This is a genomic window from Frondihabitans sucicola, assembly GCF_030296615.1.
Classification (GTDB): Bacteria; Actinomycetota; Actinomycetes; order Actinomycetales; family Microbacteriaceae; genus Frondihabitans; species Frondihabitans sucicola.
On the sequence record NZ_AP027732.1, the window covers coordinates 2292584 to 2308451 of the forward strand.

Consider the following 15868-nt stretch of genomic DNA (forward strand, 5'->3'; position numbering starts at 1 on the left):
GCCCACCGTGGCAAAAGAAGACGACTTCCCCGAGTTCGACGACTCGATGGCCGACCGCTTGGCGACCCTCGACGACGTCGACGCCGAACAACGCGCCAGCGCCCTCAAGCAGGGCCTCGGCGACTACGAGCTCGACGACGAAGACATCGACGTCCTCGAGGGTGCCGAATGGGACCCGAACGCCGTCACCTACTCGCCTGCGCTGCCCGTGCTGGCAATCGTCGGGCGCCCGAACGTCGGCAAGTCGCAGCTGGTCAACCGCATCATCGGTCGCCGCGAGGCCGTCGTCGAAGACAAGCCGGGCGTGACCCGTGACCGCGTCTCGTACAAGGCCGAGTGGGCCGGGCGCCGTTACACGATCGTCGACACCGGCGGGTGGGAGCCCGACGCCATCGGCATCGACGCCTCCGTCGCCATGCAGGCAGAGATCGCCGTCGACCTGGCCGACGCCGTGCTCTTCGTCGTCGACGTCAACGTGGGCGCCACCGCGACCGACGAGCACGTCGTCCGCATGCTGCGCGCCACCCACAAGCCCGTTCTGCTCGTCGCCAACAAGACCGACGACGACCGGAAGGCCATCGAGGCCGCCGAACTCTGGAGCCTCGGCCTCGGCGAGCCGTTCCCCGTCTCCGCCCTCCACGGGCGCGGCGTGGCCGACCTGCTCGACAAGGCCATGACCATGCTTCCCGCCGTGTCGAACGTCGCCAAGGAGGAGATCGGCGGCCCCCGCCGCGTCGCGATCCTGGGGCGCCCGAACGTCGGCAAGTCGTCGCTGCTCAACCGCGCCGCGGGCGAAGAGCGCGTCGTTGTCAACGAGATCGCCGGCACGACCCGCGACCCCGTCGACGAGCAGGTCGAGATCGGCGGCCGCATCTGGACCTTCGTCGACACCGCGGGCATCCGCAAGCGTGTCCACCTGCAGCAGGGCGCCGACTTCTACGCGTCGCTCCGCACGTCGGCCGCCCTCGAGAAGGCCGAGGTCGCCGTCGTCGTCCTCGACGTGACCGAGCAGATCTCGACGCAAGACCTCCGCATCATCGACCTCGTCCTCGAGTCGGGCCGGGCGCTGGTCCTGGCGTTCAACAAGTGGGACCTCCTCGACGACGACCGGCGACGCTACCTCGAGCGCGAGATCGAACAGGATCTCGACCATGTCAGCTGGGCGCCGCGGGTCAACATCTCCGCGAAGACCGGCCGACACCTGGAGCGCCTCGTCCCCGCACTCGAGCTCGCCCTCGAGTCGTGGGACACCCGCATCCCGACCGGCAAGTTCAACGCCCTGCTCGCCGAGCTCACGCAGGAGCACCCGCACCCCGTGCGCGGCGGCAAGCAACCCCGCATCCTGTTCGGCACCCAGGCGGCCAACCGCCCGCCGACGTTCGTGCTCTTCACGACCGGGTTCCTCGACCCGCAGTACCGGCGGTTCATCACTCGGCGTCTGCGCGAGATCTTCGGGTTCGAGGGGACGCCTATCACCGTCAACATGCGCGTGCGCGAGAAGCGCAAGCGTTCGTAGCTCGTGTCGTCGGCGCCGCAAGACGTTTCCCGGACAACGAGACCGGCCGCGGCCGGTCGAAGTGTCCGGGAAACGTCTTGCGGCAGGGCTCTGAGATAATCGGAGCATGGTCAACGCCGCGTCGACGCCGCCTCCGGGCACTCTCGGGGCGTTCGTAGACGGGCTGTTCCAGACGTTCCGGGTCGATCGGCTCGCGGGCGGACGCCAGCACTCCGTCGTCGCGCGCGAAGACAGGCGGGAGCACCCGCGCACCGTGCGCGCCTTCCAGCGCATCCGGTGGCTGCTGGTCGGCGAAACGGTCGTCGGCCTGACCGCCGTGGTGATCGCGGTCCTGCTCGCCCTCGACGGGGTGCCCGTTCCGTGGGCGGTGTGGTTCCGTTCGACGGTCGTGCTGCTGATCACGCTGTCGCTCTACGTGTTCGCCTGGCGGGCGCAGCTCGGCTACTCCTGGGCGTTCGCGCGGCTGCGTCTCTTCTCGCGGATCTTCCCGCTCGTCACGATCGTGGTGGCGAGCCTGCCCGGCCTCTACCCGTTCTGGATGGTCGTCGAGCAGTGGGTCTTCTCGGTGCTGATGGTGGGGATCGCCGTTGTGCTGTCGAGCGGGCACCTGCGGGCCGTGTTCCCGGCACCGCCGCGGCGGGTTGCTCGCTGAGTGCTGCTGCCCGGCGCGCGCTGCCGCTGCCGGCTCGCCGCGCGGTGGTCGTGCGCACAGGACGGCGTGTGCGGAAAGCGAGCGGCGTGTTGTGGACGACCACGGGGTTGGCCGGGCAGGGCCGGGCCGCCCGGGCCGGCGGAGCCGGCGGCTAGGCGGGCTCGCGCCGGGAGAGATGCACGGCGCCGGGAGCGACCTCGCGGCCGTCGGGGTCGACGAAGGCCAAGCGGAGGGCGGCGCCGGAGTCGGGGTCGGTGTAGGTGATCCGGGATCCTGCGTCGACCGGCCGGTGTTCGACGCCCCAGGCGTTGAGGGCAGCCAGCACCGCGGAGAGTTCGCGGCCCGCGTCGGTGAGCAGGTACTCCTCGCGCTCGCGCTCGCCGGGCTCGCGGTAGGTCTGCCGGGTCAGGACGCCGAACTCGACCAGCGACGCCAGCCGCGCCGTCAGGATGTCGGGGGAGACGCCGAGGTGCGACCGGAACTCGGAGAAGCGCGTGCGCCCCAGCATGGCGTCGCGGATCACGAGCAGCGCCCAGCGCTCGCCGAGCACGTCGAGGCTGCGGGCGATACCGCAGGTGGGATCGGGGCAGGATCGCGAGGTCATGTCGTTCAGTGTAGCTCAGTTGGGTTTTCCTATCCAGGGTGCTATCGTCGGGCGCATGCCAACTCAGAACCGCCTCGCCTTCTGGACCTGCGCCGCCGTCCTGGCCCTCGCGCTGTGGACGAGCGGCGCCGCCACACCGGTCTATCCGCTCTACTCGGCCGACTGGCACCTCACGCCCTTCCTGACGACGTCGATCTTCGCGGTGTACCCGCTCGTACTCGTCGTGGTCCTTCTCGTCTTCGGAGACCTGAGCGACGCCATCGGCCGTCGGGCGTCGATCCTGCTGGGGGTCGTCTCCTCGATCGTCGGCGTGCTGCTGTTCGCGTTCGCCCCGGACGTCGGCTGGGTGCTCGTCGGTCGGGCCTTCATGGGCCTCGGTGTCGGCCTCTCGCTCAGCCCGGCAACGGCCAAGATGATCGACATCGCGGGTCCGTCGAACTCGGCTCGCACCGGAGCCATCAGCACCGCGTCGACCGCCGTCGGCCTCGTGTTCGCCACGCTGCTCGGCGGGGCACTCGTGCAGTACGCGCCGTTCCCGCTGCACCTGACCTACTTCGTGCTGCTGGCCGTCGAACTCGTGGTGCTGGTGCTCGTGTGGCGGCTCGATCGCGACCGTGATCCTGCCGCGCGTCGCTGGAGACCGCGCGGCATCTCGGTGCCCCGTTCGCTCTGGGGAGCGGTCGCTGCGGCCGCCGTGTCGATCAGCGCGTCCTACGCGCTCGGAGCCGTCGTCCTCTCCCTGGGCGCCTCGATCGGCAAACAGCTGATCGGCAGCGACAACGCGTTCGTCACGGGGGCGATCATCGCCGTGTCGATGGTCGTCATCGGGGTGGTCGCGCTGGCATCGCGCAGGATCCCGCTCGTCGTCGCCCTGCCCATCGCGTTCGTGGCGACCGCCCTCGGCTTCACCTCCCTCGTCCTGGCTGCGTCGGCGCACTCGCTCGGACTGTTCCTGGCGTTCTGCGTGCTGGCCGGAATCGGCTACAGCCTCCTGTTCGCGGGCGGCCTCCAGATCGTCGGCCGGTTCGCGCCGGCCCACCACCGCGCGGGGACCCTGTCCGCCGTGTATCTGGTGGCCTACCTCGTGCAGGGCGGGACGGCTCTCTGGCTCGGCAGCGAGGCGACCGCCGGCGGCCTGGCGCACGCGGTCGACGTGGGCGCACCCGTGATCGTCGGGCTGGCGCTGCTCGCCCTGGTGTTCGTGGTGGTGCTGGTGCGGCCGCGGCGGGGCGCGCGCTCGGCGGCACCCGTGGCTGTCGAGTAGGGCCGGCGTCGTAGGGGGCTTCGTGTGCGTCGTGCCTGGTGGTGTGGCCGACGTGCCGTTGCGGCCGGGCGTCCGGCCGTCGTGCCGGGCGTCCTCCCGTCGTGCCGGGCTCGTTCCCGTCGTGCCGGGCTCGTTCCCGTCGTGCCGGGCGTCCTCCCGTCGTGCCGGGCTCGTTCCCGAAATCGAAGGGGATTCTGCTACGGGCTAGGCGTTCATGCGGATCCCGTGGGCGTCCAGCGAAAATCCCCTTCGATTTCGGGAGGGGGCCGGGATCGGGGTGACCGGGGCGCCGGGAGGGGGCCGGGATCGGGGGGACCGGGGCGCCGGGAGGGGGCCGGGATCGGGGTGACCGGGGCGCCGGCAGGGGGCGCGCGGGACGGGAAGCCCCGGGCGGGGTCAGGCGTGTGCGTCGAGGAAGGCCAGCGTCGACGTCCAGGCCTCGGCGGCGTAGCCGGCGTTGAAGGCGTGCGGGTTCTGGTCGTTGAAAAAGGCGTGGCCCGTGCCGGCGTAGACGACGGGGGTGAAGTCGACGCCGGCCGACTCCATGGCGGCCGTCACCTCGGGCAGCGAGGTGATGAGGCGCTCGTCCTCGTCGCCGTAGAACGCCAGGACCGGGGCCGAGATGCGCGCAAGGTCGGCCGACGCGGGCGGTGAACCGTAGAACGGGACCGCCGCCGCGATGCGGGGGTCGGCGGCGGCGAGGGCGAAGCTGTAGCTTCCGCCGAAGCAGAAGCCCGTGACCGCGAGGTGACCCGAGCATCCTGGGATCTCCTCGAGGTGGTCGAGGACCTTCTGGAGCGCGCCGACGGCCCACACCGCGAACTCGGGCGAGCGCATGGGCGCGGACGCCTCGCGCATGCGCGTCTGCGACTCGTTCTTGGCCTGGTCGTCGTCTCCCGCTCGGATGGCCATCAGTTCCTCGCCGAGAGCGGGCTGCATGCCGCCGCGGCTCAGCACGTCCGGTGCCGCAGCGACCCAGCCGGCAGCGGCGAAGCGGTCGGCCACGCTGCGGATCTGATCGACGAGACCCCAGATCTCGTGGATCACGACGAGGCCGCCCTTGACCGCGACGCCGTCGGGCGGCGTGGCGAGGTAGACGTCGAAGGGTCCGTCGTGGTCGAGCTGCAGAGTCGTTGACATAAGGGCAGTCAATCACTCCGTTCCGGCAGTGCCGTGATGTCGGAGGTGACCACTACCTTCGAGGCATGCCGACGCATCCCCTCGAGCCCCTGTCCGCCGACGAGATCGCCGGGGTGTCCGCGATCCTGCGCCGTGATCGGGCACTTCCGGGCACCTCGCGCTTCGTCTTCATCGAGACGTTCGACCCGCCGAAAGACGTGGTGCTCGCCTGGCAGCCGGGCGACGAGTGGGATCGCCAGGGTTTTGCGGTCCTCCGCGAGAGCGCCGAGCACAAGACCTACGAGGCCGTCGTGTCGTTGACGCACGACCGCGTGGTCTCCTACGAGCACATCGAAGGCGTGCAGCCGCCCATCACCGTCGAAGAGTTCGACCTGTCGGAGGCCCTCGTGCGGAACGACCCGCGCTGGCAGGCGGCCATGCGGCTTCGCGGCGTCGACGACTTCGACTCGGCGATGATCGACAAGTGGTCGTCGGGTTACACCGGCCCCGGCGATTCCGCCGAGCGTCGCCTGGCCCGGCTCCTGACCTTCGTGCGAGCTGGCCAGTACGACAACGGCTACGCGCACCCCGTCGAGGGGCTCATCGTGACCATCGACATGGACACCTGGGAGGTCCTCGAGGTCACCGACCACGGCGTCGTGCCGCTCCCGCCGACGACCGGCAACTTCGAAGAGGCCCTCTGGTCGAAAGACACCCAGTACCCGCCGCTGTCCGGCTCGCGAGAGCCGATGAAGCCGATCGAGATCACGCAGCCGCAGGGCTCCAGCGTCGAGCTCGACGGGCACTCGCTGTCGTGGGGCCCGTGGCGCCTGCAGATCGGCTACACGCCGAGGGAGGGCGTGATCCTGCAGGATGTCCGCTATCTCGACCACGGCAAGCTACGGCCGATCCTCTACCGCGGCTCCGTCTCCGAGATGTACGTGCCCTACGGTGACCCCGCCGCGACGCACTGGAACAAGAACGTCTTCGACGAGGGGGAGTACGGGCTCGGGGTGCTGGCGAACTCGCTCGAGCTCGGCTGCGACTGCGTGGGCGAGATCCTGTATCTCGATGCGGTGGTGAACGACCAGGAGGGCGGAGCGGTCACGATTCCGAACGGCATCTGCGTGCACGAAGAAGACGCCGGCATCGGCTGGAAGCACACCGAGTACCGCGACGGTCGCGGCGAGGTGCGCCGCAATCGTCGGCTCGTCATCTCGTTCTTCGTGACGGTCGGCAACTACGACTACGGCTTCTACTGGAACATCCACCTCGACGGCTCCATCGAGCTCGAGGTGAAGCTGACCGGCATCATCTCGACGGGAGCCCTGCAGCCGGGCGCCGTCGCACCCGGTGGCGAGCCCGGCTTCGGCACGCTGGTGGCTCCAGAGCTCTATGGGCCGCACCACCAGCACTTCTTCAGCGTCCGGCTCGACATGCAGGTCGACGGTCCGCGCAACAACGTCGACGAGCTGAACTCCGCCGCGGTGCCGGCCGGCCCGTCGAACCCGTGGGGCAGTGCATGGCAGGTGGCTCGAACCCGCCTCACCTCCGAGGCGGACGCCGCCCGCGACGCCTCGTCGTCGACCGCCCGGTCGTGGCTCGTCACCTCATCCGACACCGTCAACGGTGTGGGCGGCCGGCCTGGCTACCTCATCGAGCCGGGCACCGCGGCGCCGTTCTTCGCGCAGCCGGGGTCGCAGCAGCGCTCGCGCGGGGCCTTCGCGACGAAGCAGCTCTGGGTCACGGCCTACTCGCCGCGCGAGCGGTACGCGGCCGGCGAGTACATCGCGCAGCAGCCTGTCGACCAGGGCGTCTCCCGCTTCGTCGAGGGCGATCGCCCCCTCGTCGACGCCGACCTCGTCTGCTGGTACACGGTCGGGGTGCACCACGTGGTTCGCCCCGAAGACTGGCCGGTCATGCCGGTGGCCAAGGCCGGGTTCCATCTCAAGCCGGTCGGCTTCTTCGACGGCAACCCCATGCTCGACCTGGCTCCCGAGCCCCTGGGCGACCACTGCGCGCACCACAGCGAGGGCGGCCACGCGGCGCACGGGTAGGGAGCGGGGTGCGGGTGTCGGGGTGGGGCGTCGCTGGGGAGGCGCGTGATCGGTGGTGCGTCGTCGATGGGGGAGAAGGGGCAGGATCACGTCCCGTCGCGAGGAACCGCGGCCCGCGACTCCAACACCGCTGACCAGCCTCGGCGTCGGACGAGCTGCGCGGGATCGGTGCCGCCCAGCGAGAATGCCGCCAAGCGGGATGTCGCCCAGCACGCCATACGGTTGTCGCATGACGAGGCAGACGGAGCAGGCGTGGCGCACGACGAACCGAGAAGAGGTCTACCGGGGTCGTGTCCGGTTGGTCGATCACGCCGTGGAGTTCGCCGACGGCACCCGATCGCACTACGAGGTCGATGAGAGCATCCCGTTCGCCGTCGCTACCCTCGTCATCGACGGTGATGCGGTGATCCTGACCCGGCAGTATCGCTACCCGATCGACCGGTGGATCTACGACCTGCCCGGAGGCGCGGGAACAGACGGCGAAACTCCGGCGGAAGCCGCGAGTCGGGAGGTGGAGGAGGAGCTCGGGCTCGTCCCCAACGAGCTCGTGTCGCTGCACACCTTCTACGTGAACCCGGGCCGCGCTGCGTGGCCCGTGCACGTGTTCGTCCGCGACTCCGGAACGCGGAACGGCACGCCGGATCGCTCGGACCTCTCGGAGCAAGTCAGGCTCGTTCGATTGAGCGTGCGTGATCTGGACGCCGCGATCACGAGCGGTGAAGTTGTCGATCCGGCCCTGTTGGTGGCCCGTGCGGCCGCGGCGGTCCGGGGCTTCCTGCCGCCGTTGACCCCTGCGGCAGGCTAGGGCGAGCCTGCTCGAACCGGGAGCCGGGCACCTCGGCATCCTGCGCTGCCGCTAGTGGACGCTCGGCGCCTTCGTCAGGGTCACGAGCTTCTTGCCGCGCTGAGTCAGGTCGATCGTCTTGCCGTCGTTGGTGAACTTCGCGGTGTACTTCTCGGAGTACCCGGTCTCGGTGACCTGCAGCGTGTAGCCGCCGCCGTCAGCGGTGCCGATGATGTGGCACATGCCCGGCTCGGCGATGGCCGTGAACTTCCCGCTGCGGTAGAGCATGCTCGTGCAGTTGCCGTCGTCGCTGATCGTCTTGTTCGGTGTTCCGTCGGAGGCCTTCCAGACGCCGGCGATATCGGGATACCCGGTCGAGCAGCCTGTGAGGGCAAAGGCGCAGGATGCCACGGCGACCGCGACGAGAAGGCGTTTCACTTCTCCAGCCTACGACGGGCTCGAGCGCGCGCTTCGCGTCACTCCGCCCCGGCCCCTCACCCGCAACGGGACGCACTCGATGGTTCGTGGCGAGCCGTCGAGTCGGGTATGCTGTTCAGGTTGCCTCGGTCGGGGCAACACCAAGATCTGCCGGTTCTCCGGCGCGCAGCCTGGCTGCAGATCTCGGGCTGTGGCGCAGCTTGGTAGCGCACTTGACTGGGGGTCAAGGGGTCGCAGGTTCAAATCCTGTCAGCCCGACCAAATCATAAAAGGTCGCCCTCGGGCGGCCTTTTCTTTGGTCGCGCTGACGGACGCGGAGTTGCGCGTGGGCCGGGGTTCGGCTTCGGACCTCGAGACATCGGCCCACGGCGGCAGTCGCGATCCAGCCCAAGCCCGATTAACCCTGCCCGATGTGCCACGACGGCAAGAACAAGACGTCGCCCGACCAGCTCTGTTCGGACGTCATGTCCCTTCGGACGATCGCCGCGAGGATCCCGGGCATGACCTTCGACAGGACGAGTGAGCGGGGAGTTCGTCTGCCGAGCGCCAACCGGCACCGTATCCGAGGTGATCCATGGTCGTGAACCGCAGGTGCGTCAGCACCGCCGTCACTTCTTCTGACGACAGCCAGATGGGCGCGGAGAGCTGTGGCGAGATCGTCCGCCAGACATCCAGCTTTGTTCCTCTGAACGTTGGCTCGGCGAGGATGGCTCGAGCCACCGTCACTCGGTCGGCCAGGCCGTCAAGGTAGGAGGCCCACTGTTTTTCCACCTGATCGGAGAAGAGGGCGGTCAGTGTCCGGCCGATCACCGAGGACTTGGCCTGAAGGGCGCGGCGGTACTGCGCGATGAGCACGGGATCATCCAGGCCCTCGATGCTCTGATCGATCTTCGGGGGGACACCTCGATTTCGACGTGCCTTCCCTCGACCGCGGCTACGACGGCGCGACCCACGAGCCGAGCGAAGTCTTCCTCGGTTGCGTCGGGTGTGAAATCGCTGCGCACGTCGAATCTGATCCGCTCAGGCGCACGACCTGGAGACGAGGGGGCAGACACCGCCACCGCTGCTTCCATCCGACGCGCCACGTCGTCGGGCAGGTCACGAACAGCTCCGAGCATCTGGCCGACAACGCGCGACACCGCAACCCGATTGGCGACCGGGTCGGATTCGTACCAGGTCGATACGAGGAACGCGATGGATTCTGACAGGGCTGCCAGATAGGCCCGAGTATCGGCCGATGCGTTCCGCGCCTCGGCCTGATCGGCAGCTGACATCTCGTCGCGAACGAGACGCGCCATGGCTGATGGTCCGACCAGGCTCTCTCGTATGATCTGTTGCCGCGGGTCCGATGCGAGCTTCGAAAAGGTTCGGGTGAGGACGTCCTCCGCCCACTCGCGATCTGCTGGAGCGACCGCCGTGAACTCGGCTGCCGAGCGGTGTGCCAGCTCCTCGTTGGCGCGGCTCACAAGAGATTCGATTTGGACTCCGCGCAGATCTGTCACGTCTCCGATCGCATCGGCGAGATCGGAACCGCCGACGAGCCGCAGTGCAGCCTTCAGCAAGGTGATGCTTATTGCCGGCGAGTTTTTCCCGGGTAGTGCAGTCGACATTCATGGTCCCCTCTGTTCAGCCTTCCCCTGCGCATCACCATAAGGGAGCCTCATCGCGCCGCGTTGCCTCTGGGGCCCCTGCGTCGCGAACCAGACTGAGACGGTGTTCTCGGCAGCCAAGCGTGCCCCGCGCCCTGGCGCGAGCGTCAGGATCGTCGCTCAGGCGGATTTCGCACCGGCGCACCCGCCCACCGGCTCAGAGCGGCGGTGAGGCCGATGCCGGCCTCGGTGGGGTCGGTGGCTTCGGTCGCCCAGGCGATGATGCCGTCGGGCCGGACCAGCAGGCCGGTCAGCGTCCGATAGGCGTCGGGGCACGCGACTGTCGCTGCGTCCTCGATGACGGTCGACACGCGCTCCGGCCAGCCGTCCGCGATCCTGGTGAGGTTTCCCTTCAGGCGGTCGATCAGGACGAAGCTCGCGGTGTGGAAGTGGTCGGCGAGCCGGCCGCCGTCGGTGAGCGGCGCATCGCCGACGAGCCGGCCGACGAGCGCGTGGCAGGGCTCCACGCCCGTGGCGGCCTCCGGTGCGACGTCGTACCGTTGGGCGACGCCGACGGTCGCGAGGACCAGGTGGGTCGTCGTGGTCGTGTTCGACAGGAGATCCTGTTGCACGATGCGGCGCAGCTGGATCGTCTTGTCGTCGCCCCGCATCAGGGCGACCTGGGCGCGAGTCCAGTCCAGAACCTGAGCGCCGATGGGGTGTCGCTCGGTGGAGTAGCTGTCCAGCAGTCCCTCGGGCGCCCAGCCGTTGACGGTCGCAGCGAGTTTCCAGCCGAGGTTGATCGCGTCGCCGGCGCCGAGGTTGAGGCCCTGCCCGCTGAACGGCGAGTGCACGTGCGCCGCATCTCCGGCGAGGAGGACGCGGCCGGCGCGGTAGGTCGTGGCCTGTCGGGCGTTGTCGGTCCACCGGGTCGCAGAGCCGTGGATGGCGCGGACGGTGACGTCGCGACCGGTCACCAGTCGGATGCTGGCCTGGAGCTCCTCCGTCGTCACCGGCTCGTCACGGACCGCCCGGTCGGGGGCACCCGTGAATTGGACGGTGAGAATTCGGCCCGGGATGGGCCCGAGGCAGTACACCCCGGTGGGCGTGTGGTTCCAGCCCCGGCCGAGACCCTCGGTGCCTTCCAGATCGGCGATGGCCTGGTAGCCCGTGATCTCCGGGTCCGTGCCGACGAAATCGATGCCGGCCAGCCGGCGGATCCTGCTGCGCCCGCCGTCGGCCCCGACGACCCACGCGACGCGAATCGGGCAGCGACTGGTCGTGAGCGTCATCCCCGTCTCGTGCCCCTGGTCGTCGACGACGGACTGCATGCCCGTCACGTCGACGCCGCGCGCGACCTCGACTCCGAGGGCTGCGGCATGTGCTCCGAGCAGCGCTTCGACCTCGCTCTGTCGCACCATCGTGGAGCCGGCGGCCCCCGAGTGAGCGGCGATCTCGGGATCGGTCTGGTCGACGAGGTCGGGACGGAAGAACATCCCGGCGAAGTGACCCGTGCTGGGAAATGTGGGGCGTCCGTCGACTGCGGACGGACCGCCGGTCGGCGGCAGGGAGGTGCCGTTGGCGGCAGCGAACGCCCGGAGCTCCTCGAAGAACCGTTGTTGCGCGGCCTCTGCAGCCGGGCGCAGTCCACGACGGTCCAGGATCTCGGCCGTCGCCACAGTGATCGACCCCGCCTTGATCGTCGGATCTGGTGATTCGTGCCGGTCCAGCACGACGACGCTGACCCCGGCCGTGGCGAGCTCGGCCGCGACGAGGAGCCCGGTCGGCCCGGCGCCGATGACACCGACCTGGTAGTCGACGTCGGCGACCGCTTCGAGCGGAGGGATGCTGCTGTCGGACGTCACGGCGTCCTCCTCAAAAACTATCGGTGAATGGGAACTTCGCCATCATCAGCTATCACTGATAGTTTTGTCAAATGGTCAAAATCAATCGAGACGTCGTGATCGGTGAAGCGCTCGAACTGCTCGACGAGGTCGGCCTCGACGCCGTGAGCACGAGGCGGCTCGCTCAGCGGCTCGGTGTCGAGCAGCCCTCGCTGTATTGGCATTTCCGCAAGAAGAGCGACCTCCTCAGCGGGATGGCCCAGGCGGCGATGCTCGGGCATGCCGAGGCACCGCTCCCCGACGACTCCGACGAGTGGCAGGCGTGGTTCGTGGAGAACTACCGCAGCTTCCGGCTCACCCTCCTGCACCACCGAGACGGCGCGCGACTCCACGCCGGCCTCCTTCCCGGACAAGCCGACTACGAGCGGATCCTGCTCAAACAAGCCTTCCTGGTCGCGTCAGGAGTCCCGGTGAGAGACGCTCAGATGGCCATGCTCGCCGCGAGTCGCTTCACGGTGGGCAGCGTCCTCGAAGAACAGGCCGACCCCGAGAGCGACCTCGGAGAGCGAGCGGCCGTGGAGCTCGGGGCGCCCAGGATCGATCACGAATCAGCTTTCGAGGACGGGCTCAGGCTGATCGTCGAGGGCCTTCGCGCGCGGGTCGAGAAGGAACCGGGATAGTTCGGGGCGTCAGCCCTTGAGGCGCATCACGACCGCGGCGGCGATCTGGTCGACGACGTGCGGATATCGCCGGACGCCTTCTCCTGACGTCGCCGGGGTCAGGTCCGTTCGTCGCGCAGGATGCTGAAGATCTCGGAGTCTCGCCATCCCTCGGCGAGACGGTGGGTGTGGCGCAACCTGCCCTCGTAGGTCATGCCGATCCGGCGAAGGATTTTCGCCGAGGCACCATTGCGGGGGTCGCAGGTCGCTTCAACGCGTTCGACCCCGAGAGTGTCGAACGCCCGGGAGACGAGCAGCTCTCCGATGGCCGAACCGATGCCCCGCCCCCAGAGGGCGACGTCCACCGCGTACGAGATCTCTGCGCGATGGGAGCTGTGGATCCTGAGCTCGCCAAGACCGGTGACGAAACGGTGAGCATCCTCGGCAACCCAGATCCATCTCGACTGAGGGCGGGTCTCCCATGCCGAGAGGGCGTGGTCGACGAAGGCCGCGGTGTCTGCTTCGGTATTGGGCCCCCAGGGCTGAAACACGGAGGCTTTCGGGTTGGCGGCCCACTCGTGAATTCGCGGTGCGTCGGAGGGTCGAATCGGCCGCAACGTCAGGTCTTTCGCCTCGACGTGTTGCATGGCCCACAGCCTAGGCGCCCCAGGGATTCGGGGACGTACGAGCGCCGTCGGCGGAGCCGCCCGTAAACTCAGCCGGGTGATAACCGCGAGCGCCATCGTCTTCGATCTCGACGGAACCCTGTTCGACCATGCGACGTCGGCGCGGCGGGGCCTTCGCGCGTGGCTGGCGTCAGCGGGCGTCGAGTCGACCAGCGACCTGGAGGCCGCGTGGTTCGCCGCGGAAGCCAAGCATTTTCGGTCGTGGCGTGACGGGGTCGTCACGTGGAGCGAGCAGCGTCGCCTGCGGCTCCGGGAGTTCCTGCCCTTGATCGGCGACACTGCAGGCTCTGACGACGACCTCGACGCCGCCTTCGAAGACGGTTACCTTGCCGCGTATCAACGATCGTGGGTCGGGTTCGATGACGTGGACGAGGGTCTCTCCGAGCTCGCTGCCCTCGGGTTTCCTTTCGCCGTTCTGACGAACGGCAGTGAGCAGCAGCAGCGGGACAAGCTCGCGCACCTCGGCCTGCAGGATCGACTCGGCCCTCTCTTCACAGCGGAGAAGCTCGGTGTCGCCAAACCGAAACCCCAAGCGTTTCACGCGGTGTGCTCGGCGTTGGGCCTGCCGCCGCACGAGGTCCTCTACGTGGGCGACGAGTACGAGACCGATGTCGAGGCGTCCCGCGCGGCTGGGCTGCAGGCGATCCACCTCGACCGCACCGGACCTCGATCGTCTCCCAGCGACGATCGGGTCGAGACGCTGGCCGAACTGGCGCGCGTCGTCACCCGCGGGGATCTCCGGTAGAATGACCGAAAGAAATCCTCCACCGTTCGGTGGAGGTTTTTTTGTATGACGCCTTCCTCTTCGCTCACCATCTCCCTCGCCACCGAGTCGCACCGAGTCGTTCTCGAACGGCTCTGGACGATGTTCCGCCACGACATGTCGGCCTACTCCGGCACGCTCCCTGACGAGAACGGTGGATTTCGTCAGGAGCGACTCGACAACGCTCTGACCAGAGATGGGTGGGACGGCTACCTGATCGGTCTGAAGTCGCGGCCGGTGGGTCTCTGCATCGTTCGCCACGTGGGCTCAGCGGAGCAGATCATCAGCAGCTTCTTCCTCGTGAACCCGGCACGCCGCTCCGGCCATGGACGCGCCGCGGTCCGCGCCGTGATGAATCGGCACCGAGGGCACTGGGCTGTGGCGTTCCACGAGGCCAACACGGCAGCGGCCGCTTTCTGGCGAACCATCGCTGCCGAGGCCGATCCTGCTTGGACGATCGAGGAGGCCGATGCGCCGGGTCGCCCAGACCTGCCGCGCGACTCGTGGATCCGCTTCCGTGTCCTGTGACGGAAGCCTCACCATTCGGCCAGGATCACGTTGGTGCGGCATTCAACGGAGCCCGACCGTCAGGCTCAGAGGCGCCGTGTCCGGGTGGGTACCGCCTCTTCTGGAAGGGGCGCTACCCACCGGCGCGACCCACGGACTGAGGAACGCGGCCCGAGGACTCAGGAGGGTGGCCCGAGAACTCACGCCGCACTCAACCGAGGACGCTGGGCTGTCGCAGTCAAAGGGAGGTCGACTCTCCGCGAGTTGTTCGGCCCTCACACGAGGTCGACGGCGCGGAGGCGCTGGCCGACCGACCCTCGCAACGACACCAGAGTCAGCGCCCTGATCGTCAAGACATCCGCCTCGTGAACGTCTGCCGCGGGACCGATCGTGGCGTGCGGACGGTAGCCCCCATCCCAGGACGAAGGCGCGGCCGCCACGAAGCCCGGCATGCGTCGCAGCCGAGCTGCAAGCTCTTGGTGCACCTGATGGAAGACCGGGTGGGAGGCGAGGAGCACCGGGATGTCTCGTCCTGGGCCGAATCCGTCGCCCGGACCGAGGCCGACCGAGAAAGCGCCGACGTCGGCTGCTACCGACTCGAGTACCGTCGCCACCGAGGAGTCGTGCCCGTCATCGACGCGGAAGTTGCCCGCAACCGTGACGTGGACGGGCCAACGGTTTCGCTCGACGACAGCCGGGAGGTGCACCGGAGTCGCCACGATCACGAGCAGCCGGTCCGCTTCCACAAAACGAGACTAGCCGCCCGTTCCGGACGGACCGCGGGCCCGAACCGGGTTTCCCATCGAATTCGTCCCGAAGACGGATACCGCACCGCACTGCTCTCTGTCACGCTGACCACGTGCGGAGAAGAGTCGTCGTCGTCGCCGCGGCCGTGCTCCTGGTCGGCGGTGTCTCGGGGGCTCTTGTCCACCACCTTCGAGCACCGCGGGGCCCGATACCCGTAGCGTCCACCCCCGTGGCGACGGTGGCAGCGACGTACCTCGCCGCCGCGAAGAACCAGGACTGCGGTCTGACTCGCGCATTGGCTGCGAAGGACGGCACCTGGTCGTGGTGCAGCGACCCGCGCCTCCTGAGCTACACCGACGTCGGTCGTCCCTTTGCCGTGGGCAAGCACAGCTCACCGGTTCCGCAGGAGTGCGTCCGCTTCACGATGACGACCACCGGCAGCAGTGACGGCAGCATGCCGGTCGGCGAAGAGCCCTGGAGCCTCTGCTTCGTCCACGCGGCCGAGGGCTGGCGCCTCTACGACCAAGGGCAAGGGTGACGAAGCCAGGAAACCGTCCCCGAGCGCTCGGCTCATCGACTCGGAGCCGGCGATGCCTCGAGGTCCCGGAGTGCGCGGCGCTCGGGCATGGGACGCTAGCC

General features: G+C 68.8%; 16 protein-coding genes and 1 tRNA gene. 10 read left to right on the plus strand and 7 right to left on the minus strand.

Annotation, left to right across the window (positions count from 1 at the left end):
* The first annotated feature begins 46 nt into the window (after positions 1–46).
* Together der and QUE79_RS11825 are read left to right on the plus strand one after the other, a co-directional pair.
* Positions 47–1516, plus strand: coding sequence for a ribosome biogenesis GTPase Der (der, locus tag QUE79_RS11820; protein WP_286346705.1), 1470 nt, complete (start codon positions 47–49; stop codon positions 1514–1516).
* A 106-nt stretch (positions 1517–1622) separates the two neighbouring features.
* A complete protein-coding gene (locus tag QUE79_RS11825; RefSeq protein WP_286343292.1) occupies positions 1623–2168 on the plus strand; it encodes a hypothetical protein in 546 nt (181 codons plus the stop codon).
* Positions 2169–2319: 151 nt separating this feature from the next.
* Here the strand turns inward: QUE79_RS11825 and QUE79_RS11830 are convergent, their stop codons facing one another.
* Positions 2320–2772, minus strand: a complete 453-nt coding sequence (locus QUE79_RS11830) for a winged helix-turn-helix transcriptional regulator (RefSeq protein WP_286343293.1) — start codon at positions 2770–2772, stop codon at positions 2320–2322.
* A 55-nt stretch (positions 2773–2827) separates the two neighbouring features.
* On the opposite strand from QUE79_RS11830, the gene QUE79_RS11835 reads away from it, so the two are divergent.
* On the plus strand, positions 2828–4036 hold the full coding sequence (locus QUE79_RS11835; RefSeq protein ID WP_286343294.1) for an MFS transporter: 1209 nt from the start codon (positions 2828–2830) through the stop codon (positions 4034–4036).
* Positions 4037–4432: 396 nt separating this feature from the next.
* Here QUE79_RS11835 and QUE79_RS11840 read toward each other — a convergent pair whose 3' ends face one another.
* Positions 4433–5176: a dienelactone hydrolase family protein gene (locus QUE79_RS11840; RefSeq protein ID WP_286343295.1), complete on the minus strand. Its 744-nt coding sequence runs from the start codon at positions 5174–5176 to the stop codon at positions 4433–4435.
* Between the two features lie 65 nt (positions 5177–5241).
* Here QUE79_RS11840 and QUE79_RS11845 point away from each other — a divergent pair, with 65 nt between their 5' ends.
* Complete coding sequence (locus QUE79_RS11845; protein WP_286343296.1) at positions 5242–7212, plus strand: primary-amine oxidase; 1971 nt, start codon at positions 5242–5244, stop codon at positions 7210–7212.
* Positions 7213–7441: 229 nt separating this feature from the next.
* Positions 7442–8017, plus strand: coding sequence for an NUDIX hydrolase (locus QUE79_RS11850; protein WP_286343297.1), 576 nt, complete (start codon positions 7442–7444; stop codon positions 8015–8017).
* Between the two features lie 51 nt (positions 8018–8068).
* On the opposite strand, the gene QUE79_RS11855 is transcribed toward QUE79_RS11850, so the two are convergent.
* Positions 8069–8434, minus strand: a complete 366-nt coding sequence (locus QUE79_RS11855) for a hypothetical protein (protein ID WP_286343298.1) — start codon at positions 8432–8434, stop codon at positions 8069–8071.
* Positions 8435–8618: 184 nt separating this feature from the next.
* On the opposite strand from QUE79_RS11855, the gene QUE79_RS11860 reads away from it, so the two are divergent.
* Positions 8619–8695 (plus strand) — tRNA-Pro (locus QUE79_RS11860).
* Positions 8696–9240: 545 nt separating this feature from the next.
* Here QUE79_RS11860 and QUE79_RS11865 read toward each other — a convergent pair.
* Both QUE79_RS11865 and QUE79_RS11870 read right to left on the minus strand, forming a co-directional pair.
* Positions 9241–10044 carry a hypothetical protein gene (locus QUE79_RS11865; protein ID WP_286343299.1) on the minus strand — a complete coding sequence of 268 codons (804 nt, stop codon included), beginning with the start codon at positions 10042–10044 and terminating at the stop codon, positions 9241–9243.
* A gap of 146 nt (positions 10045–10190) precedes the next feature.
* Complete coding sequence (locus QUE79_RS11870; protein WP_286343300.1) at positions 10191–11888, minus strand: FAD-dependent monooxygenase; 1698 nt, start codon at positions 11886–11888, stop codon at positions 10191–10193.
* Between the two features lie 71 nt (positions 11889–11959).
* On the opposite strand from QUE79_RS11870, the gene QUE79_RS11875 reads away from it, so the two are divergent.
* Positions 11960–12547: a TetR/AcrR family transcriptional regulator C-terminal domain-containing protein gene (locus QUE79_RS11875; protein ID WP_286343301.1), complete on the plus strand. Its 588-nt coding sequence runs from the start codon at positions 11960–11962 to the stop codon at positions 12545–12547.
* A gap of 98 nt (positions 12548–12645) precedes the next feature.
* Here QUE79_RS11875 and QUE79_RS11880 read toward each other — a convergent pair whose 3' ends face one another.
* Complete coding sequence (locus QUE79_RS11880) at positions 12646–13173, minus strand: GNAT family N-acetyltransferase (RefSeq protein ID WP_286343302.1); 528 nt, start codon at positions 13171–13173, stop codon at positions 12646–12648.
* Positions 13174–13249: 76 nt separating this feature from the next.
* On the opposite strand from QUE79_RS11880, the gene QUE79_RS11885 reads away from it, so the two are divergent.
* Together QUE79_RS11885 and QUE79_RS11890 are read left to right on the plus strand one after the other, a co-directional pair.
* Positions 13250–13957 (plus strand): HAD family hydrolase, encoded by a 708-nt coding sequence (locus QUE79_RS11885; RefSeq protein ID WP_286343303.1) that lies wholly within the window; start codon positions 13250–13252, stop codon positions 13955–13957.
* Positions 13958–14002: 45 nt separating this feature from the next.
* The gene (locus QUE79_RS11890) at positions 14003–14503 is read left to right on the plus strand and encodes a GNAT family N-acetyltransferase (RefSeq protein WP_286343304.1); all 501 of its coding nucleotides are present in this window, start codon (positions 14003–14005) and stop codon (positions 14501–14503) included.
* Between the two features lie 254 nt (positions 14504–14757).
* On the opposite strand, the gene QUE79_RS11895 is transcribed toward QUE79_RS11890, so the two are convergent.
* Positions 14758–15228 (minus strand): 2'-5' RNA ligase family protein, encoded by a 471-nt coding sequence (locus tag QUE79_RS11895; RefSeq protein WP_286343305.1) that lies wholly within the window; start codon positions 15226–15228, stop codon positions 14758–14760.
* 230 nt (positions 15229–15458) lie between these two features.
* On the opposite strand from QUE79_RS11895, the gene QUE79_RS11900 reads away from it, so the two are divergent.
* Complete coding sequence (locus tag QUE79_RS11900; protein ID WP_286343306.1) at positions 15459–15767, plus strand: hypothetical protein; 309 nt, start codon at positions 15459–15461, stop codon at positions 15765–15767.
* Positions 15768–15868 lie beyond the last annotated feature (101 nt).